We start from the raw sequence: 19,815 nt of genomic DNA on the forward strand, positions 1-19,815 counted from the left end.
CTCAGCAAATGGGACGTTCCCGCGTCTGGGAAAAGATCGTCGAAATTCCTACGTACGATGTAGGGAAACCCGACAAAAATCCAATGTTTCTGGAAAAACGCGTGTATCAGGGCAGTTCCGGCAAAGTGTATCCCCATCCGGTCATCGATAAAATAGAGGACGAGAAAAAGCCTCATCCCTACCGCATCGTCATTTTAGAAAACGATTATTTGCGCATCGAAATCATGCCCGAGCTCGGCGGCCGAATTTATCGCGCGGTCGATCGCACGAACAATTACGATTTCGTTTACTATAACCAGGTGATCAAGCCGGCGCTCGTCGGGCTCTCGGGACCGTGGATTTCGGGAGGCATCGAGTTCAACTGGCCGCAGCACCACCGTCCGAACACATACGGCCCGGTAGAATACCGTCTGGTGGAAAATGACGACGGCAGCGCCACCGTGTGGGTGAGCGAAATCGACCGTATGTACGGGACGAAAGTTACGGCGGGCTTCACGCTATATCCGGACAAAGCGTATCTGGAAATAGCTGCACAGCTCTACAACCGTACGCCGGAGCCGCAAACGTTCCTGTGGTGGGCAAACCCCGCGGTAGCGGTCAACGATCATACGCAATCGGTGTTTCCGCCGGACGTGAACGCCGTATTCGACCATGGCAAACGCGACGTGTCCAAATTTCCGATCGCCACCGGCACCTATTACAAAATGGACTATTCCGAAGGCGTCGACATCTCAAGGTACAAGAACATTCCCGTTCCGACCTCTTACATGGCCTATAAATCCGACTATAACTTCGTTGGGGGCTACGATCATGCGCTGAAAGCAGGTTTGCTTCACGTCGCGAATCATCATATTTCGCCGGGCAAAAAACAATGGACGTGGGGAAATGGGGAGTTCGGGCAAGCATGGGACCGCAATTTGACCGATGAAGACGGACCGTATATCGAGCTGATGACAGGCGTGTACACGGACAACCAGCCCGATTTCACGTGGCTGCAGCCTTACGAAGAGAAGTCCTTTAAGCAATACTTCATGCCGTACAAAGATATCGGTGTCGTCAAGAACGCGACGACCGAAGCTGCGGTCAACTTGGAAGTCGATGAGAACCTTGCCGCGGCTGCCATCTACGTCTACACGACATCCCGAGTGGAAGGCGCAACCTTGGAGCTCTCCGGTAATGGCCAATCGTATTACTGCGAAAACTTGACACTCACTCCGCTGCAGGGCTTTCAAGCCGAAGTTCGTCTGGATGCAGGCGTTAAGGCGCACGAACTCACGTTGTCGGTAAAGGATGGATCCGGTTCGACGCTCGTGAGCTATACGCCTAAGAAACCGCAGATCGAGGAAATGCCCGAAGCGGCGAAGCCCTTGCCGGAGCCGCAGGAGCTGATGACAAACGAGCAGCTGTATTTGGCAGGGCTTCACTTGGAGCAATACCGACATGCGACTTTCGAGCCGGAAGCCTATTACCTCGAAGGACTGAAGCGGGATCCCGGTGATATCCGTATCAATGTGGCATACGGAACGCTGCTGCTCCGCAAAGGGCTGCTACAAGAAAGCGAGCGTCACTTCCGCGCAGCGGTTAAGAGTTTAACGTGGCGCAATCCGAATCCTTATGACGGCGAAGCTTATTATCAGTTAGGCGTTTCGTTAAAGCTTCAAGGAAGGCAAGAAGAAGCGTTCGCGGCCTTTTACAAATCCGTATGGTCGGCAGCCTGGCAAGACAGCGGCTACTTTTCCTTAGCGCAAATCACGACCGAACGAGGACGGCTGTCCGAAGCATTGGAGCTGGTAGAACGTTCGCTCGTCCGTAACTCGCGTAATTACAAAGCAAGAAATTTGAAGGCAGCGCTGCTCCGCAAGCTCGGTCGACAGGAGGAAGCGATTGCGTTCGGCAGCGAAACGCTCCGACTGGACATCGCTGACTTCGGTGCGTACAACGAACTGAGACTGGCTTTGGAAGCGGCAGGGGATATCGAGAAAGCGGAATCGGTGTATGAGGAATTCCTTTTCTTGTTGAGAGCGGACGCACATAACCACTTGTCATTAGCTTCTGACTATGCCGACGCCGGGCTATACGCCGAGGCTATTGAAGTATTGAATATGATAGCAGACAGCAGTTCGGACAACACGTATCCTATGATCCATTACACGCTTAGCTACTTGTATAGCAGAGAAGGTCAACCAGAACTGTCGATCAAGCATTTGCAAGCCGGAGGAGCGGCATCCCCGGACTATTGTTTCCCGAACACGTTGTTTGACTTAACGGTTTTAACATTCGCAGCCAGCAATGGGCAGCGAGATGCCAAAGCGCACTATTACATCGGCAACTTGTACTACGACAAGAAAGTCGCGGACAGAGCGATTGCTCATTGGGAGACGTCTCTGTCGATGGACTCTTCCTTCCCGACCGTGAGCCGGAACTTGGCGCTTGCTTACTACAACAAGCTCGGCGACAAGGATAAGGCCCGCCAAGCATTGGAACGAGCTTTCGCTTGCAATCAAGACGATGCAAGGGTCTTCTACGAGCTGGATCAGTTGTATAAAAAAATCGGTATCTCTCCGGAAGACCGGCTCGCTCGGTTATCCGCGCACGTACATCTCGTGCAGCGCAGAGACGATCTCTACTTGGAGTATGTCACACTCCATAATCGCCTTGGCCGCCATCAGAGTGCAGTTGAACTTCTCGCAGCGCGACAATTCCATCCGTGGGAAGGCGGGGAAGGAAAAGCGACTGGCCAATATGTGCTCTCTCACGTAGAGTTGGCAAAAGCATGCTTGTCCGAAGAGAACTATGACGAAGCGATCGCTTGGCTGAAGAAGGCACTCGTCTATCCGGACAATCTAGGCGAAGGTAAACTCACGGGAGCGCAAGAAAACAACATTTACTATTATCTTGGCTGTGCCTATGCGGCGTTAGGTCAAGCGGAAGAAGCCCAAACGGCATTCGGTGCCGCATCGGTTGGACTCGAGGAGCCGGCCAGTGCGATGTTTTATAACGATCAGCCGCCGGATATGATTTATTATCAAGGCTTGGCTTGGCTAAAGCTCGGTAACGGCAAGGAAGCAAAAAGACGGTTCTACAAGCTGATCGACTACGCTGAGAAGCATGTGTTCGACGACGTCAAGATCGATTATTTCGCGATTTCGCTGCCGGACTTCCTCGTCTTCGAGGACGATTTGAATTTCAGGAACGAAATTCACTGCCGGTACATGAGAGGGCTGGGCTTGTTGGGACTCGGAAGCGGCAAGGAAGCAGCTGAAGAGCTTGCTGCAGTTCTTCGACTTGACGTAAATCATCTCGGTGCTCATTATCATGCCCTCAAATTACAATAAAGCCAGTCCTGCGTATCAAGAAATTTTTGATATGCAGGACTTTTTTAATTGAATTTCCACATCGGGATTGGGGCATTTTCCCTCCGCTGTATTCCTGACTTTTTTACAATTGAAATGCCGTTTTACAATACGGATTTTCGCGTGCAATTTATAATCAACTCATAACTTAATTACATGAAGCAACTAATACGGCTGGGTTATGGAATACAAATACAACAACTAGGAGTGGTGACAATGGAAGTTATGTTCATGATCATGGGATTCAATATAGCAGCGATTGCAGTTTTAGGCATTCTTGTAAAAACTGCATTGAACATGGAATCAATTGACGAAACATATCCAACGGGTCAAACATTGAATGGAGGTGCTGTTTAATGGATACTTTTACAATCTATCTGTTCTTCTTCAGCATGCTTGCACTCCTGTTTGTCGGATTACTGGTTCCTGCCCACTATATTACAATCCCTAAAGACAATGAAAACGAAGGGTGATTTTCGTGATCCTATAGTTATGACTTTTTTACAATTAACTTTAAAAAAGGCAAGCTTCTCTAGAAGCTTGCCTTTTTTCATTTTAGCCGACCGTCTTCTGAAGATTGGCTTCAACCATCACTTTCACTTTGTCTTCGGTCAAATCGTAGTATTTGATCATCAAAACAATGCTAATTGCAGAGCCTATAACAGGGCCCAAATTCATCGTTGCCCATAGCGCATGTAGCGCAGTGGATGATTGTGTGACCGTGTGGCCGGCAACTGCGGCGGTATAGCCTGCCATACCGATGATCCACATACCTACTCCACCTGAGATGGCTGAAGAGATTTTGGACATAAAGGTTTGGGCAGCGAACGTAATTGCCTCGAAACGTCTACCGTTCGTATACGCATCGTATTCGATACAGTCCGTAAAGAACAGTGAATAGATCACAATGTAGGGGGAGGAAATCAATCCTCTTAGGAATGAGAGTACCAGATAGAAAGTAAGGCTGTCCTTCGCAAACAAATAGATGAGCAACGAAAATACGATGTTAGCAGCAAAAGAAACAAGAACTAGCTTGATTTTGCCGAATTTGCGGATGAGCATTGGGGCTAACGGCGCGATAAGCAGCATCGGCAGAATCCCAATAGCGAGCATGCTGGCGGCGGAGCTGGAATCGTTGTAGATGTCGCTTGCAACAAAAGGCGTAAGCGTCGAAGCGAAATTCGAGCCGTTCGAAATGATGCTTATAACCACGATGGCGATCAAATATTTGTTGCTCGTGACTGCCTTGAAGATTTCACGCGTCGTGGGATGTTTGGTTCCTTCATGCTTTACTCTTTCTTTGGTGAACCGAATCATGTACATCGTCAGGAACGCGATCACAGAAAAACTGAGGACGGTAATAAAATAGTTATTGTTTGTCGCCGTCAGTATGAGAGGGAAACCGATCATCGCGAGCAGGATGCCAAGCAAACCTGTGATTTTATTGAAAGATAATAGCAAATTGCGCTCTTCGGGATAAGGAGTCATAACCGTCGACAGCGCATAAGCGGGAGCGTCGGAAGCCGCATAGACCGTTCCCCAGACAAAATAGGTAATGGCTGCATAAGCGATACGGACCGCTAAGCTTTGGTCGATAAGGAAATTCTCGAAACCAAAGCACAGCACGGATAGAATCGGAACCGTATAGGCGGCTACTTTCAGCCAGGGCTTGAATTTTCCGCCCTTCAATTTGGATTTCTCGATCACAGTGGCAAGGAGAGGATCGACGAAAGCGTCCCAAATGCGCGCTGACAAGAAAATGACGGCCACGACGGTAGCTGGAATGCCTAAGGTACCGGTATAGAAAATGCCCAAAAATGAAGTGAGGATCATGAACAGAATATTCTGTCCGATAAAGAAAACGTCGTAGCTGGTTCTTTCGAAGCGCGTTGCCGCATACTTTTTTTGAGTTCTTTCCATGATGACCATCCCCGTTTGTTTATCTGGTTCTAGTTAGTGAGTGATTTTGCAATATCCATTGCCGCTTCTTCGCCAACAATATTGATCAAGAATGCCGTCGCGAAGCCTTGCAGTTCTTCCGGTGAAAGGCCCATCTCGATATCGTTGCCAGCCATAGCTCCCATGAAAGCTTGCATGAAGCCAATTGCTTGAGTTTTTGCTTCTTCGCCGCTAATTGTTGCTTGATCGAAAGGCGTTGACATCAGCTTTACCAGTCCGAGTTCATGCATATGGGCTTTTAAGCGAAGGAGGAAATCATCATAGTTCCGCTCAACCGTCCATGCAGCTTCTGCAAGCGCTTGAATGCGAGGGGAGATCATCGCTTCGAGAATCTCGCTTGTCGGAACGCGTTCTGTCCAAATCGCCCCTTCGATGCCTAGAACGTTATCGCGGGACAGGTTGTGATTTCCCATGATCTTCGGCGTGTATTCATATGTTTTCCGGAGGGAGACAATACTATATGGGTAGTCAAAATACATATGGAATAGTTCGGAGAAGACCATCGGACGGCCTTTCTCATATTGCGGATAGACATAGCTTTCCTGGGCCAGTTCGATCCAATACTGCGCGGTGATGTCTTGCGAGAGAGACTTGGCCTGTAAGCTCTCGTTCCAGCAAGTGACTTGCTTTCCCTTTGCTCTTAAATAATCCGCGACTTTGTTCGTGAATGCTCCCTGCAGGTCTTCGATCTCTTCGAGATGAAGGTGGTTCATCATGGCTTTGCAGTGCGGGCATTCTTTCCATTTCACTTTAGGAGCTTCGTCTCCGCCTAAATGGATTCTGCTGGAAGGGAAGAGTTCTACGATTTCATCCAACGCTTTATAAATCCATTCATACGTGCTATCTTTGCCCGCACACATGATCACCTTGTAAACGCCCATCTTCTCGGCTACCTGAATTTGTTCATCTAGGCAGCTGAGCCCCGGATATGCCGCGATCGCGGCGGATGCATGCCCCGGCATGTCGATTTCGGGGATGATCTCAACCCCTCTGCTGGCTGCAAAAGCTACGATCTCGCGGATTTGATCGTGTGTGTAATACTCACCGCGGGAACCGATTTCATTCAGCTTCGGAAAAACTTTGCTTTCAATCCGCCAGCCTTGGTCTTCCGTGAGATGCCAGTGCAGAACGTTAAGCTTATACAGGGACATCTCTTCGATTATTCGTTTCATTTGCTCGACATGGAAGAAATGGCGGCCGACGTCAACTAACAAACCGCGATGCGAATACTTCGGCCAATCCGTGAAAGCAGTGCCTTGAAGTTTCTTGCCGTTATTTATATCTTGCGTTTCCGAGAGCATTTGAAACAGGGTGCTCAGCGCCCAGGCCATTCCTTGCTCGTCAAAGGCTGATAAACAGATGCCATTAGCGCTTACGCTCACAGAATAAGCCTCATTAGATGGAGAAGGGTCCTTGATCAGAGTGATATCGACTTTCTCGGAATCGCTTACATACCCATCTAAATGAAAAGCTTCTTTGACACGCTGCAAGAAAACTTCAACGGCCGACAATTGAAATTCGCCGATTTCCACTTTGAATCCATGTTGCAACTGATAATGCACATCATGAATAACCGAATTGCCGTTAATCCTTGGTATCGTAAGCATAATCAATCCTCCTTTGATACGCTCATAATATCTCGCAATTTGCAAATAATCAATATAAATTACACATAGTGAGTAATTTGTTGGGTGAAATAAACCCATCCCTCAAAGGATGGATTCATGCCTTCAGTCCGCCAAGCAAGAGATCGACCAGCAATTTGATGCTGCTTCTGTCGTATCCGGACTCCTGTTTGATGATATCCTCGCGGAACAGTATTCGTTGAGCTAACGAGAAGATGGAGGAGAAGGTAATGAAGAATACTTCACTTAAATTGTGACTGTACTGTTTTCGAATGCTGCCGTCATCGATCCCAAGTTGGAACTCGGTGAGGAATTGTTCAACCATATCCCCATAAATGGATATAATGCCTGTTTCATTTTCTCCATAACCTTTATGGAAATAGTAATCAAATTGCATCATAAACAAGACGTCATCTTCACTTCTCAGCATATAATCCAAAAAGTAGTGGAAGAGATATTCGATTCGAGCATAACCGGAATTCATATAATCAGGAATGTTAGGCGATATCTTCTGGAATTCGCCGAGTATGTTGTTGATTAACTCTATAGCTACCGCTTCTTTGTTATGGTAGTAATAATACAGCGTGCGCCGCTGAATGGACGAGGCTTCGGCGATGTCCTGCATGGTCACGTTTTGAATGCCTTTATCAATGAATAGCCGATAAGACTCGTTTAATATTTTAGTCCGCTGAAGCTGTTTCGTTTTGCTTTCATCATGTTTCATCTCGAGTTTCCCTCGTTTACTTAGCTTGGACTATATGTTCTTAACTATCTCATATGAGTATGTATTTATTATACATGATTTCTCTTCAACCATATAATTAGATTCAAGTTGGGAGATAGTGTAACTGATTAATAGCTCATAAGTTATCTTATATAAACGATTAGGTATTATACACAGTAGCTCTTCCCCACTATAATTAGGACTAATTTAAACATGAATCCATCCTTTGAAGGATGGCTTTATTTTACGCCTTAAATTGCACATATCGTGCAATTTATATTGATAATTTGCATTTTATGAGTCATAATAGGCGAGTCAAAGGATTGAAAGGGGTTACGTGGTTCACTTGAAAGAATTCGAGACTTACCTGGAAAGAGAGTTTTCTAGGTTGTTTAAATTATACAGAGGAAAAGGCTCCTCGAGGACAACGGTAAGAATCGTAAATAACTCATTTTATGTCGTATTCGACTCAAGGAAGACTTGGTTTGAAATGTGCGTATTTGAGTTTCTGGACAGGCACGAATTGACGAAACAGTACCTAGAGTTTAACAAGAAGCACATTTTCCCCTTAGTCACTGAGATGCTCAGAGGCTTGGACGGCTCGCTTGAAGTTACCGGTTATGAAGTCAGGCACGAGCTCGAGTATACGTATATGATTCTTACACTTAACAAAAACATCGAAGAAAAGATCGTGCGAAAGGAATTGAAATTTCCTTCGCTAGCAGCAACCGAGTCGTCAGACGGAGAGTCGCTCTAACGATTTCGGGGTTGCCATACGCCGCTACTGACAACTAAAGCGATGAGCAGAAGGGTCAGCAGGATACAAATCAGTTCTCCATTTACTTGTAAATGGGGGCCGGTTTCCTGCTGGCCTTTTTTATATCCATTTACGTTCATTCAGGATTCCTCCCAGAGGAGATGTCCTTTTTGATATAGCTTGTCATGAGGGGGTTTAGAGGTTCACGTAAGTCAGCAAGTATACATCAGAGGAGGATTTACATGGGTAAGAGGATGAAACAAGCGAAGAGAACTGCAACTCTCTTAGCGCTAGGCTCGATACTTCTAAGCGGTGCGTTGCCTCAAAACTTAATGCATGCGCATGCTGCTGAGCAGAGCCAGCAAAGTGAAACAAGCGGGACATTCAGTGCAGAGGAAGTAAACCGTATTCTTGACGGTCTTACTCCTGAGCAGAAGGGAAGCATCAATAAACTCACTGGAGCAGACACTTCCCAGAAACTCCATGTTGATCCGAAGGATTTACGCAGTAACAAGAATCTCAATGTGATCGTTCAATTCAAAATAGATCCCGCCAAAATCCAAATCATCAAGCAATTATTGGCCAATGGCGGCGCTGCTGTAACGGGCCAAGCGTTCGAGGGTGATTACGCGTCGGCGCAGCAAAAGGTCGAAGCTTCTCATGCCGAATTTAAAAACTTTATTAATACGCAAGTAAAGCCGCAAATCGTTGGCGGCAGAGCTGTCAGCTCGAACATGAGAATCTCGAGAGAGTACTCGGAAGCGTTTAATGGCGTTGCGCTGTCTCTTCCTGCAAATCTATTAACCCAGGTTGCTGATAGTCCTCTGGTTGCTTCCGTGTGGTCTGTTGTTGAATACGAGGCGTCGGATGAATCTGAGCCGGTGATAGACGATTCCGAAGGAAGTTCAGAAGGTGCAACAGAAGGTGCAACAGACGGTGCAACTGATGGTGCAACTGATGGTGCAACTGATGGTGCAGCTGTTGATGATACTGAGATCGACATGACCGAATTAACGGATTCATCCGCAGGCCATCCTACTACTGGTCTGCGTTTGATGGGAGTCGATCTGCTTCAAGCAGAAGGTCATACAGGGATCATTAAATCCGGTGACCGTGAAGGCCAGCGAGTAAAGGTCGGCGTATTGGATACAGGGATTGATTACAATCACCCGGATCTAAAGGATGTATACGCAGGCGGACATGACTTTGTCAACAATACAGTCGATTCCGACGGAAATATTATCTATACGGATGACCTTGATCCGATGGAAACGGTATACGACGATTGGCTTTACGCTAAAGCTCATCCGAATCCTTTCGAAGGAGCGGCTCCAGCGGACTACAAGCAATATATTACTGAACATGGAACGCATGTATCGGGTACAATTGCTGCCCGTACAACGGCGAATAATGCACAACTGTCGGCTAATGGCGTAGCGCCGGATGCTGCCATTTATGGCTATCGTGTATTAGGGCCAGGCGGTCGCGGTTCGGCGGACTCTGTTCTGAACGGGATCGATCAAGCGGTAAAAGATGATATGGATGTCATCAATCTATCTCTTGGCGCGCCTATTAATGACCCGTACTATCCAACAAGCATTGCCATTAACAATGCTTCTCTGATGGGTGTTACATGCGCCATTTCCGCAGGTAACTCAGGACCGGGTGTAGCAACCGTAGGTTCCCCTGGTACATCGCCGCTTGCGATTACAGTTGGTGCAAGCTCGATACCGGGAGAGATACCGGTCATGACCGTCCAAAGTGGATCAGCGGATTATCAAGCTCGATTGTTTGGTAAATCCTACACACAGGCAGACGATGAATTGGCAGGACAAACCTTGCCGATCGTTGATGTCGGTGCAGGTACGATGGCCGATTACGCAGGATTGGATATGACAGGAAAATTAGCGCTCGTTAAACGCGGCGGCGAATATATGACGCAAAAAATGGCGAACGCCGTAGAAGCAGGCGCTGCAGGGTTGGTTCTTTGGAATAACGCTGACGATCCGGATACCCAAGGCTATGTATCTACGTTCTTAGGCTCAAAGCTGTCTCATGTCTACGCGATTTCATTGACCAGAGTACAGGGCGAAGCGCTTTCGGCAGCCGTTAAAGCGAACCCTAGTGCAGCGACTCTTTCTTTCCCAGCTAAGCTTGATGCGCCATATATCAAGAATGGGGATGAGTTGGCGTCCTTTAGTTCGACAGGTCCAGTCAAGAACTGGGAAATTAAGCCGGACGTTGTTGCACCCGGTGTAGATATTATGTCTACTGTCCCTTATGATGTTTGGACACCGCAAGCAGACGTAGAAACCAAAGATTATTCGTATGCTTACATGCCGATGTCCGGCACTTCAATGGCGTCGCCGCACGTTGCAGGTATTGCAGCGCTCGTATTGGCGGCTCATCCGGATTATACGCCGGCAGACATCAAGACTGCGTTAATGAACACAGCGAAAGACGTCAATACAAGCTCGCTCACGTACAGCGTATACCAAGTCGGCGCAGGACGCGTTGATCCTGCACGCGCTGTTAAAGCGAATGTTAAAATTCAAGTCCTGGACAAAGCTGCGACCTACGGTACTGCAGGAGATACTACGACGAAAGTAGTTATTGATCACTTTAATGGAAGCCTCTTCTTCGGATTTAAGGGACGGGGAGAAGGAGCAACTGCAGGCTCTGATGATGTTGTTCAGTCTAAAGACTTCAATATTGTTAATCAGGGTACAGAAAGCAAAACGTTTAATCTGAGTTCATCCTTCATTTCGACCAAGTTCGCGAAATCGAATCAGGTTGGACCAGGTACAGGAAATGATGTGGCAATCGCTTTTTCCGTAAACGGTACGGAATCGACATCCGCTTCGGTAGACGCTGGCGGCACGTTGAAAGCAACAGCCCAAATTACGGTTCCGGCAAATGCATTAGACGGCACTTATGAGGGTTATATCCAGGTTGTGAATGCCGAGGACGAGACGGAATCATACCGCATTCCGTTTACAATTACAGTTTCCGTAAAAGGAATCGATTTCCAATTGCTTATCAAAGCGATGACACTGTCAGAGCGCTATTCAGGGAACTTTAACCCTAATAATATCGGCCCAGGAGCCACGATGTACAACTTCTCTGTTAATAGCGCAATGGAGAACATCTATATCGTGTTAAAAGATAAAGATGGCAACTATTTAGGATTGGCTCAAGATGTACAGGCTATCGACGCTGCGGGTCCGGGTGTCATTTACGGCCCACTCTTATTGCTGACGGGCGGACTTTATTTGCCATTTACAAAGGAATTTGATGGCACGCTTGATCGCTCCGGCATTGCAGCGACTCCAACTGCAATTAAGGAAGGCGCTTATTCGGTTGAGATTATTGCAACTGATGCTTCCGGAGGCCACTATACAGCTGAAGACACGCTTTATGTCGATTATCAAGCGCCAACGATCACAATGGATCAAGATTCGAAGCCAGGAATTTATGAGATCGACCCAACAGGCTATCAGCCTGGACAAGAGATTAAGTCTTTCTATGGCACGATTTACGATTCGAATATCGAAGTGATGAAGAATAACGGTGAAACTTCGGTTCCGAGTCTTGATGATCCCAATACACCTGCGCCTATCGATCAGGCTCTGAACGTTGTCTGGGGATATCAAGACGGTCCATTCCCAACGACATTGTTCCGTACAGATGCGCAAGGCCGCTTCCATTTCGGCTTAACGCCTGAGGATATTAGAGAACGAGGCAGTGAATTCTTTATTTATCCAGTCGACTATTCAACTGCCGGTGATCTATTAACTACGAAAAAGCAGTATTATTTCATCAAGAAAGGCGCTCCATATGTAACCGTTACATCATCAAACGGTGTAGACGCTGAACTGGAAGGCCAAGGCAAGGTTGTCGTAGAACCGGGCAAAGCGTTCAAAGCGACAATCGCGACTAAGAATAGTATTGGCATGGCAGGCGGATCGTTTACCATTAATAATGGTAGTATTTATACGTTCAGCAATATCAGGCTGACACCGAAATACAAGACTTATTTAGAGAGCAAAGGAATTGTTGACACGACTTCGGTTCTACACGTAGGAGAGCCGTATCCTGATTCACACGAAGCTGGCATTTCCACAGATATTACGATATCCGGGATTGGCGCGAACGGCGCTCTTGAAGCGGATATGGACATTTTGGAAGCCGATGTGAACTATACCCATCCACAGCCAATTGTTGGACCATCAAACTATTTCGTTACTGAAGCCAATCTAACAATAGGTGATAGCGACAAAGAAATTCCGGCTTTCTTTACGAATGATACGTATGTGAAACAGCCGAATTCCATGCTGATGGGCGGTCTTTTCGCGGAGTCGTTCCTGGAAAATACGCTTAGCGGCAGATTTGTTAATGTTATTAAGGATTCTGGAGCTAAAGTTAAAGTTATCGATGATCAAGGCACTGAATATGTAACAGATAGCCCTACTTCGGAAACGAACACCATTCAATATGTAGGCAATACTTCCGGTACGTACGCTGTCTCGGTGGGTGTCAGCCCAGCGCCGTACAAAGTTGAAATCAGCATGCCGGGACATTTCAAGGGGTATGTAACAACGCCGGTTATCGGTAACAATCGTTATGGTTATCAATCCGGAACCGCATATGATATCCCATCCTATCAGACACCGTTTTTATTGGGCGGAGACGTCAACGGCGATGATGTCATTGATATGAAGGATCTCGTCGATGAAATTAAGGCTTATCTGAATTTTAACGATGTTAATGCTATGGTAGGTACTAAAGCGGCCAAGGTTGCTTTCGTTACACAGAACAGAAGCAACGATATTTATTGGGTTTCTCCGCTTGCAGTTAACGGCCAAGCGATTGATTACAATGATTTTTACTATATTTTCAATAACTTTGGTAAAGTCAATGAAAGCGCGAAAGCGGCAGGCAAGACTGTTCCTAAGCCGCAGCTCACTGTAACGAATACGGAGACGCTAAAGTCGCCAAACTCGGATGCATATCCGACATTCTTACCGCCAATCACGTTAGAGGCTGGCGACGACATTAAGAAAGTCATGCAAAAGCTCAATTTGGCAGGTCCAAAACAGAAGACGTCCGTAGATACGCTGCCGAAGCTGGATGACTTGAAGAACGGCTATAACCTTACATTAATTCCAAGCAGCCCGGTCTTCCTGGATGATGTCGTTTGGAGAAATGAGATTAAGAAACTCCAGCTTCAGGTTGGCGCAGGAACGTTTACAGATTTACCGGCTGATAAAGTGTCCATTTCAGCAGGCTATACGTACTTCGATCCGCAGTACGGCTGGATTTTCGTTCCGTCCAAAATTACGCTGCAGGGATCATTGTTTGCTACGGCAAGCACGTATAAGGTTCGAATTAAAGCTGCCGGCTATAAAGATGTCGATACCAGCTTCACGATTGCAACAACGCCAATTGCGACGCCTGCAATCCCACTGGTAACGGATCCGGCTAAAGCGCATCTTGGCAAAGATCTGATGTTTACATTTACTGATGATGCGAAATGGCGTAACGGGATCAATAAAATCGTGGTTATGACAGCAAACTTCGCTGCTGGAATCGATATCACGAATTTGACTGATGACAGCGGCAATAAATATTACGACATCAGCCAAGCAGGGGAAATTGCGTTCAAGGCCGGACTATTTAAGACGAATGCGGCTGTTGTCGGCCCTACTTCGCCTATTGAACCGGGCGGAACGAGCGATTTGCCTCAGCTGTACAAATTCGAGATCAGCTCGACAGGAGATGACGGTACGATTTACCCGCTCGTGACCGTTGGATTGGATGCGGTTGGCAATGCAGGACAAGCAGTTGGATACAGTCTTAACTTCGATACGCAGGGCGGTGATCCAACTGCTCCGATCGCAGTTGGCTTCAATCCATCCAAAACAAGAAACGGAGCAGACTACCTCTCTAACGGTGCGTACATTGGCGGATTAAAAAATCCGAGTGCAACTAGACCTGGGTACGTCTTCGTTGGTTGGTTTAATGATCCACAAGGTACGAGTCAGTGGCAACCAAGCGATTGGGTGACTGGCGATAAGACGGTTTATGCGAAATGGATAATGAATGTTACGCAGAACTATTCGCCTGTTGACAAAGCGAAGCCGAATGGATACAAGTTCGACGGTACGAATTCGGCTGTAAGCGGTATTGGCTGGGTGCTTGGAGAAGGGGATTTGCAGCTCAGCATTCCGGACGTTACAACTAACGTTTCGTGGTTGTCCAGCAAGGCGAACATCGCTAAGATTGAGAAAACGTACTACAAGCTCAAGAGCGATGACACTTCAACGCTGACTACGGAAACGTTAGATCCAAGCACGTATGGCTTGGAGATCGAGAATGGCAACGGAACTCTTTCCTTTACAACGGAAACGGAAGCTTATGCAGCTGCGCATCCGGATGAGAAGTTTGCATTCAGCGCAGCACCGAGCTTATCCTTTGGTAGCCCATATAGAGGATATAAATTAACCATTACACCGAATGCAGAGTTAGGTGTATCGGCGATCGAAATTCCGGATGTCAAACTCGGTTACAGACGCCACATTGATCTGAACGGCGGAACGTTAAAGAGCGCAAACGACAGCTATTTCTTCGACACAATGGTCAATGGAAAAGCCTTTGCGCCGAATATGGCGTCAGCGATGACGCATGTAACCAATGGCAATCTTTCCGTCAGCCCAACGCTTTATCTGGATGCTGCAGGCACTGCCGGAAATACGTCACCGATTTCCCAAAGTAATGGTATCTACTTGACGGATAATGCGACTTACTACATGTGCTGGATTAAGACGCCTCCAACGGTAGTGAAGGATACTTCTAACAATATCGTTGGCAGTGACATTACGTTATCCTTTACGGATGACGGCAAATGGAAATCGAATATTAAATCCGTTAACATTGGCTCCAAAACATTGGTTAAGGATACGGATTATAAGATTTCGGCCAATGCCATTACGCTTGATAAATCTTTGTTTACGGTTGGTCAAAAGATCAATGTGACGATCGTATCAGAAGGCTACGTAGATGCAGTTGTCACAGATCAAATTGTTGGTCACATGATTACATTCGAGTCCAACGGCGGAGAGGCTGTCGCGTCTCAGGTTGTTGATTCGCGTGTAACGAAACCAGCTGATCCGGCTAAGGTTGGCTTTAAGTTCACAGGCTGGTATACGAACGCGCAATTAACGACGCCGTTTGATTTTACTAGCATTGTTACGGGATCAAAAACGCTCTACGCTAAATATGCATTGGCAACATCACTTGTAACGACCGACACGACAGATAATGCTCTTGGCAATGCGATGACGCTTGAATTCAGCGACTCTGATTGGGCAAAAGCAATTACAGGCATTAAGGTTGCGGGATCTATTGTCCCTGCATCGAAATACACTGTAGACGCTGCTGCAGGAACGATTACATTGGATAAGAGCCTATTCACAAAAGCAGGGGATTACAGCATCAGTATCAGTGCAACCGAGTATGCGGATGTAACGGTTATCCAAAAGGTCATTATTGGCTATCTGATTCATTTCGTCATGCCAGATGATGCTCCATTTGAAGCAATTCAAGACCAAATTGTTGTTCGCAGAATTACGCCGCCGGTTGTAGTCGGCTATGATCCGACTTGGTTTGCGGATGAAGAGCGTACGATTCCTTGGGATTTCACAAGCTCCATCTATTCGGCGAAGACGGTTTACGGGAAATGGGCGATCGCTAAGTACACCGTTACTTTCGATAAGCAAAACGGAGACTTAGCAGAGAGCGTTGTAGCTGAGCACAACACGCTCATTACGGCTCCTGATGCTCCGACAAACCCGGGTTACATCTTTGGCGGTTGGTATAAAGATGCAGGCGTCACGCAGGCTTGGAACTTTACAACCGATAAAGTAACGGCAACTACAAGATTGTATGCAAAGTGGAATCCGATTGTAGTCGTTGGCGGTGGAACGCCAATCACGCCTCCACAAGGGTCTGCGGAAGCGGATATCAAAGAAATCACATTGCCGGATGGAACGAAGGGAATTGAGGCGAAACTTACTCCTGAGCAAGCGGTTAAAGCAATTGCAGACGCAGCAACGGGAGCAGTGAAAATTATCATTCCTGATACGGCCGGCGTAACGAACATTAAAGTATCGCTTCCTAAGGATGCGGTACAAGAACTGGCTCATGCGAAGAAAGATCTTATTATCTCGGTCATGGGCGTGGAAGTCAACATTCCAAGTGAATCATTAACCAATGCTTCCGGGGATGTAACCTATACGGTTCACCTTGCGAGCGATGAGAAGAAACACGAAGTAACCGACAATGCGAAGAACCTGCCGATCATGAAAGAAATCACTGGCGGCAGCGAGATTTCGATCATCGGTCAGCCGATCGAAATCGACACGCAGCTTCAGAATAAGCCTGTCACGCTTACATTGCCACTGGTAAATCTAACGGCCGATCAAGCCAAAGATCTTGCGATCTACATCGAGCACAGCGACGGCACGAAGGAGCTTGTTCAAGGCAAGGTTGTGAAATTGGATAACGGACAGCTGGGCATTCAGTTCACAACGCACAAGTTCAGTACGTTCTCCGTCGTGAAAGTCGATGGCATAGATAAGTACTTCAGTGTCACAGCGAAGGCTTATGTAAACGGATATCCAGACGGCACCTTTAAGCCTGAAGGGAAAATTACGCGTGCTGAAGCGGCTAAGATTCTGGCAATGATTGCGAATAAGCCAGCAACAGGCGCAGCGATTACATTCAAGGATGTTGCTGCAGACTACTGGGCGCATGATGTCATTGCGGCCGTAACTCAAATGGGACTCATGAAGGGTTACGAAGATGGCACATTCCGCGGCAATCAAGAGATTACCCGCGCGGAATTGGCTGCAATTATCGCACGTTTGTTGGGGAATGCTGAGCCAGCTGCAGCAAGCCGGTTTACGGATATTTCCGGTCACTGGGCAGAGGCAGCCATTCAGCAAGCCTCAGCGGCAACTATCATTAAGGGTTACCAAGACGGAACGTTCAAACCGGATCAATCCTTGACCCGCGCTGAAGCTGTCGTCATGATGAACCGTTATCTTGGCCGCACGGTCACGGTACCGGTTGTTCAGCCGACTTGGTCTGACGTCGCGGCTTCTCATTGGGCATTCAATGATATTGAAGCGGCTTCTCACGATCAATAAGTAATAGAAAGTGTTCCGTTCAAACGGTCACTGAAAAATAAAGAAGTACGGTCACACTCATGAACAATGAGGAGACCGTACCTTTTTATTTTATAGGCGTTCACCATTCAAGACTCTTGAAGTAATCGATAACAAACTCACGAAACTTCTGAGCTGCAGAGGACAAATAATGCTTTCTGGACCAAGCAAGGCGTAGAGATATGCTGCCACCGAGATCTGTTATTTTTATCCTGTTCGGTGTTAGATCCATTCTTGTTCGCCAAGCCAAATCAGGAGCGAAAGCAATGCCATGTCCTTTTTTCAACAACAGCAGCACCGCATCTACATCATCAACCTCAATCGTCGTCCGGGGAGTAAAGCCGGCAGCATTCATAGACAAGCGGTCTGTCAGATTCCTGAACCAGTACCCGGTATGTAATCCAATGAACGTTTCCTGTTTCAGATCATTTAACGAGACGCTATCACGTCCGAATAAAGGATGATGATCGGGCACGAACAGATGGATTTCTTCCGTTCGCAGCAGCTCACACTCGATATCAGCCCCTTCCATCCTCGCAAACGTAAGACACATATCGATTTCTCCGTTTTCGAGCATTTGGTTCATGACATCTGTAGGCTCTACGATTTGACGAAAGTTCACATTCGGATGCAGCTGCAAGAATGCGCCAAGCATTTCCGGCAAGAGGTTCGTTAGGGAGACTGCAAGCGTGATGATTCCCAGGTCTAATCCGGACATGTCCCGGATTTCCCGCTCGGCTTCCTCCAGCTCCTGAAAGGCATGTTCGACCCGCCTAAGAAGCACCTTTCCATATGCGTTTAAGCGGATCGTGCGGCCTTGTCGGTCGAATAAGGGGACGCCGAAATGCTCCTCCAGTCTGGAGATTGTTCGGCTCAGTGAGGGCTGGGCGATTTGTAAAATCTCCGCTGCCTTGGTCATTTGTTCTAGTTTGGCCGTTGTTACAAAGTATTGCAATTGAAGCAGCTCCAACTGTGATATCCTCCTACGATTGATCATCCATATGATGCGTATAACATGAATTTGATAGCTTCGGATCTATAACAGATATCAATTTAAGTATTATACATTATTTCTCATTATCCCTATAATTAGATCGAATTTGTTATAGCAATGAAAAAAAAGTTGTCGATTTGTAAAAGGGGTATCTGGACAACACGAGGGGTAACAGAGCAGTGGAGATATCAGCTTGGTTGAAAATCATGTCAGTCGTATCAGGGACTATGTATCTGGCTGCAACAGTAATTCTGCTGCTCGTTATATTCTTGCTATTTATGTTCTCAAGGTTGCGTAGCGTTCAACAGGAGTTAGAGAGAAAGAATGTACAGCTTATAGAGTCTAAGGAAAGCGCAGAATCGGCGAATCGGGCAAAAAGCCAATTCATGGCGAATATTAGTCATGAATTTCGTACGCCGATGAACGCGATCATGGGTCTTAACTATCTGCTGCAGCGAAGCAAGCTGATTGATCAGCAGAAGGACTACGTAGATAAATCGACCAAATCGGCCAAAGCCTTGCTGGTTACGTTTAATGATATTTTGGATTTTTCGAATATCGAGGCCGGGAAGATTCAGCTAGAATATGCCGATTTTGATTTATATGAAGTACTTGGCACGGTTTCCGATATGGTCAGCTTTAAAGCTTACGACAAAGGGCTTAAGCTGTGCTTTTCCGCCCATCACAGCGTACCGAAGAAGTTGAAAGGCGATTCATTTCGTTTAACTCAGATCTTGCTGAACTTAACGAACAATGCCATTAAGTTTACGGGTGCAGGGGAGGTTTCCGTTTCCGTACGTGCATTGGCTGCAGAAGAGCATACAACGACGCTTCGTTTTGACGTAAAGGATACAGGAATCGGCATTGCAGCAGACAGTCAAAATCAGCTGTTTCGTGCGTTCACCCAAGCCGACATGTCCACAACCCGGAGGTTCGGGGGATCTGGGCTTGGTCTGGTAATCAGTAAGAAACTAGTTGAAATGATGGACGGGTCAATAGGCTTTCATAGCGAGGAAGGGGAGGGGATCAATTTCTTTTTCTCGGTGAGATTGCATACCGTCATCTAATTGGCTGCAACAGAAGAATCATTCATGTAGAAGGCACTGCCCCTGTTGTGGAAGTGCTTTTTTTTGTATTTACGCAGGATTCGACATGTTCCTTACATCAATTACCCTG

General features: G+C 46.9%; 10 protein-coding genes. 5 read left to right on the forward strand and 5 right to left on the reverse strand.

What is annotated here, in order from left to right; all coding sequences use genetic code 11:
* The first annotated feature begins 8 nt into the window (after positions 1-8).
* Positions 9-3,335 (forward strand): DUF5107 domain-containing protein, encoded by a 3,327-nt coding sequence (locus AC0YNS_RS11150; protein WP_475781862.1) that lies wholly within the window; start codon positions 9-11, stop codon positions 3,333-3,335.
* A 234-nt stretch (positions 3,336-3,569) separates the two neighbouring features.
* Positions 3,570-3,710: a hypothetical protein gene (locus tag AC0YNS_RS11155; protein ID WP_475781070.1), complete on the forward strand. Its 141-nt coding sequence runs from the start codon at positions 3,570-3,572 to the stop codon at positions 3,708-3,710.
* Between the two features lie 198 nt (positions 3,711-3,908).
* Here the strand turns inward: AC0YNS_RS11155 and AC0YNS_RS11160 are convergent, their stop codons facing one another.
* The 3 genes from AC0YNS_RS11160 to AC0YNS_RS11170 all read right to left on the reverse strand — a co-directional run bounded on the left by AC0YNS_RS11160 (position 3,909) and on the right by AC0YNS_RS11170 (position 7,661).
* Positions 3,909-5,273 (reverse strand): MFS transporter, encoded by a 1,365-nt coding sequence (locus AC0YNS_RS11160; RefSeq protein ID WP_475781071.1) that lies wholly within the window; start codon positions 5,271-5,273, stop codon positions 3,909-3,911.
* Between the two features lie 29 nt (positions 5,274-5,302).
* Positions 5,303-6,919, reverse strand: a complete 1,617-nt coding sequence (locus AC0YNS_RS11165; RefSeq protein WP_475781072.1) for a beta-N-acetylhexosaminidase — start codon at positions 6,917-6,919, stop codon at positions 5,303-5,305.
* Between the two features lie 115 nt (positions 6,920-7,034).
* Positions 7,035-7,661, reverse strand: coding sequence for a TetR/AcrR family transcriptional regulator (locus tag AC0YNS_RS11170; RefSeq protein ID WP_475781073.1), 627 nt, complete (start codon positions 7,659-7,661; stop codon positions 7,035-7,037).
* A 490-nt stretch (positions 7,662-8,151) separates the two neighbouring features.
* Here AC0YNS_RS11170 and AC0YNS_RS11175 point away from each other — a divergent pair, with 490 nt between their 5' ends.
* Positions 8,152-8,418 (forward strand): hypothetical protein, encoded by a 267-nt coding sequence (locus tag AC0YNS_RS11175; protein WP_475781074.1) that lies wholly within the window; start codon positions 8,152-8,154, stop codon positions 8,416-8,418.
* Here the strand turns inward: AC0YNS_RS11175 and AC0YNS_RS11180 are convergent.
* Positions 8,415-8,558 carry a hypothetical protein gene (locus tag AC0YNS_RS11180; RefSeq protein WP_475781075.1) on the reverse strand — a complete coding sequence of 48 codons (144 nt, stop codon included), beginning with the start codon at positions 8,556-8,558 and terminating at the stop codon, positions 8,415-8,417. The genes AC0YNS_RS11175 and AC0YNS_RS11180 overlap by 4 nt on opposite strands.
* 102 nt (positions 8,559-8,660) lie before the next feature.
* Here AC0YNS_RS11180 and AC0YNS_RS11185 point away from each other — a divergent pair, with 102 nt between their 5' ends.
* The gene (locus tag AC0YNS_RS11185; protein ID WP_475781076.1) at positions 8,661-17,627 is read left to right on the forward strand and encodes a S8 family serine peptidase; all 8,967 of its coding nucleotides are present in this window, start codon (positions 8,661-8,663) and stop codon (positions 17,625-17,627) included.
* Positions 17,628-17,727: 100 nt separating this feature from the next.
* On the opposite strand, the gene AC0YNS_RS11190 is transcribed toward AC0YNS_RS11185, so the two are convergent.
* Positions 17,728-18,615: a LysR family transcriptional regulator gene (locus tag AC0YNS_RS11190; RefSeq protein WP_475781077.1), complete on the reverse strand. Its 888-nt coding sequence runs from the start codon at positions 18,613-18,615 to the stop codon at positions 17,728-17,730.
* Positions 18,616-18,818: 203 nt separating this feature from the next.
* Between AC0YNS_RS11190 and AC0YNS_RS11195 the strand changes: the two genes are divergently transcribed.
* Positions 18,819-19,706 (forward strand): ATP-binding protein, encoded by an 888-nt coding sequence (locus AC0YNS_RS11195; RefSeq protein ID WP_475781078.1) that lies wholly within the window; start codon positions 18,819-18,821, stop codon positions 19,704-19,706.
* Positions 19,707-19,815: the final 109 nt, after the last annotated feature.

This window comes from Paenibacillus sp. J22FR21 (genome assembly GCF_056269135.1).

Bases quoted from the DNA above. Each gene is read 5' to 3' on its own strand.
- AC0YNS_RS11170 (WP_475781073.1), bottom strand. From the start codon at position 7,661: ATGAAACATGATGAAAGCAAAACGAAACAGCTTCAGCGGACTAAAATA.
- AC0YNS_RS11175 (WP_475781074.1), top strand. From the start codon at position 8,152: ATGTGCGTATTTGAGTTTCTGGACAGGCACGAATTGACGAAACAGTAC.
- AC0YNS_RS11150 (WP_475781862.1), top strand. From the start codon at position 9: ATGGGACGTTCCCGCGTCTGGGAAAAGATCGTCGAAATTCCTACGTAC.
- AC0YNS_RS11185 (WP_475781076.1), top strand. From the start codon at position 8,661: ATGGGTAAGAGGATGAAACAAGCGAAGAGAACTGCAACTCTCTTAGCG.
- AC0YNS_RS11155 (WP_475781070.1), top strand. From the start codon at position 3,570: ATGGAAGTTATGTTCATGATCATGGGATTCAATATAGCAGCGATTGCA.
- AC0YNS_RS11180 (WP_475781075.1), bottom strand. From the start codon at position 8,558: ATGAACGTAAATGGATATAAAAAAGGCCAGCAGGAAACCGGCCCCCAT.
- AC0YNS_RS11160 (WP_475781071.1), bottom strand. From the start codon at position 5,273: ATGGAAAGAACTCAAAAAAAGTATGCGGCAACGCGCTTCGAAAGAACC.
- AC0YNS_RS11165 (WP_475781072.1), bottom strand. From the start codon at position 6,919: ATGCTTACGATACCAAGGATTAACGGCAATTCGGTTATTCATGATGTG.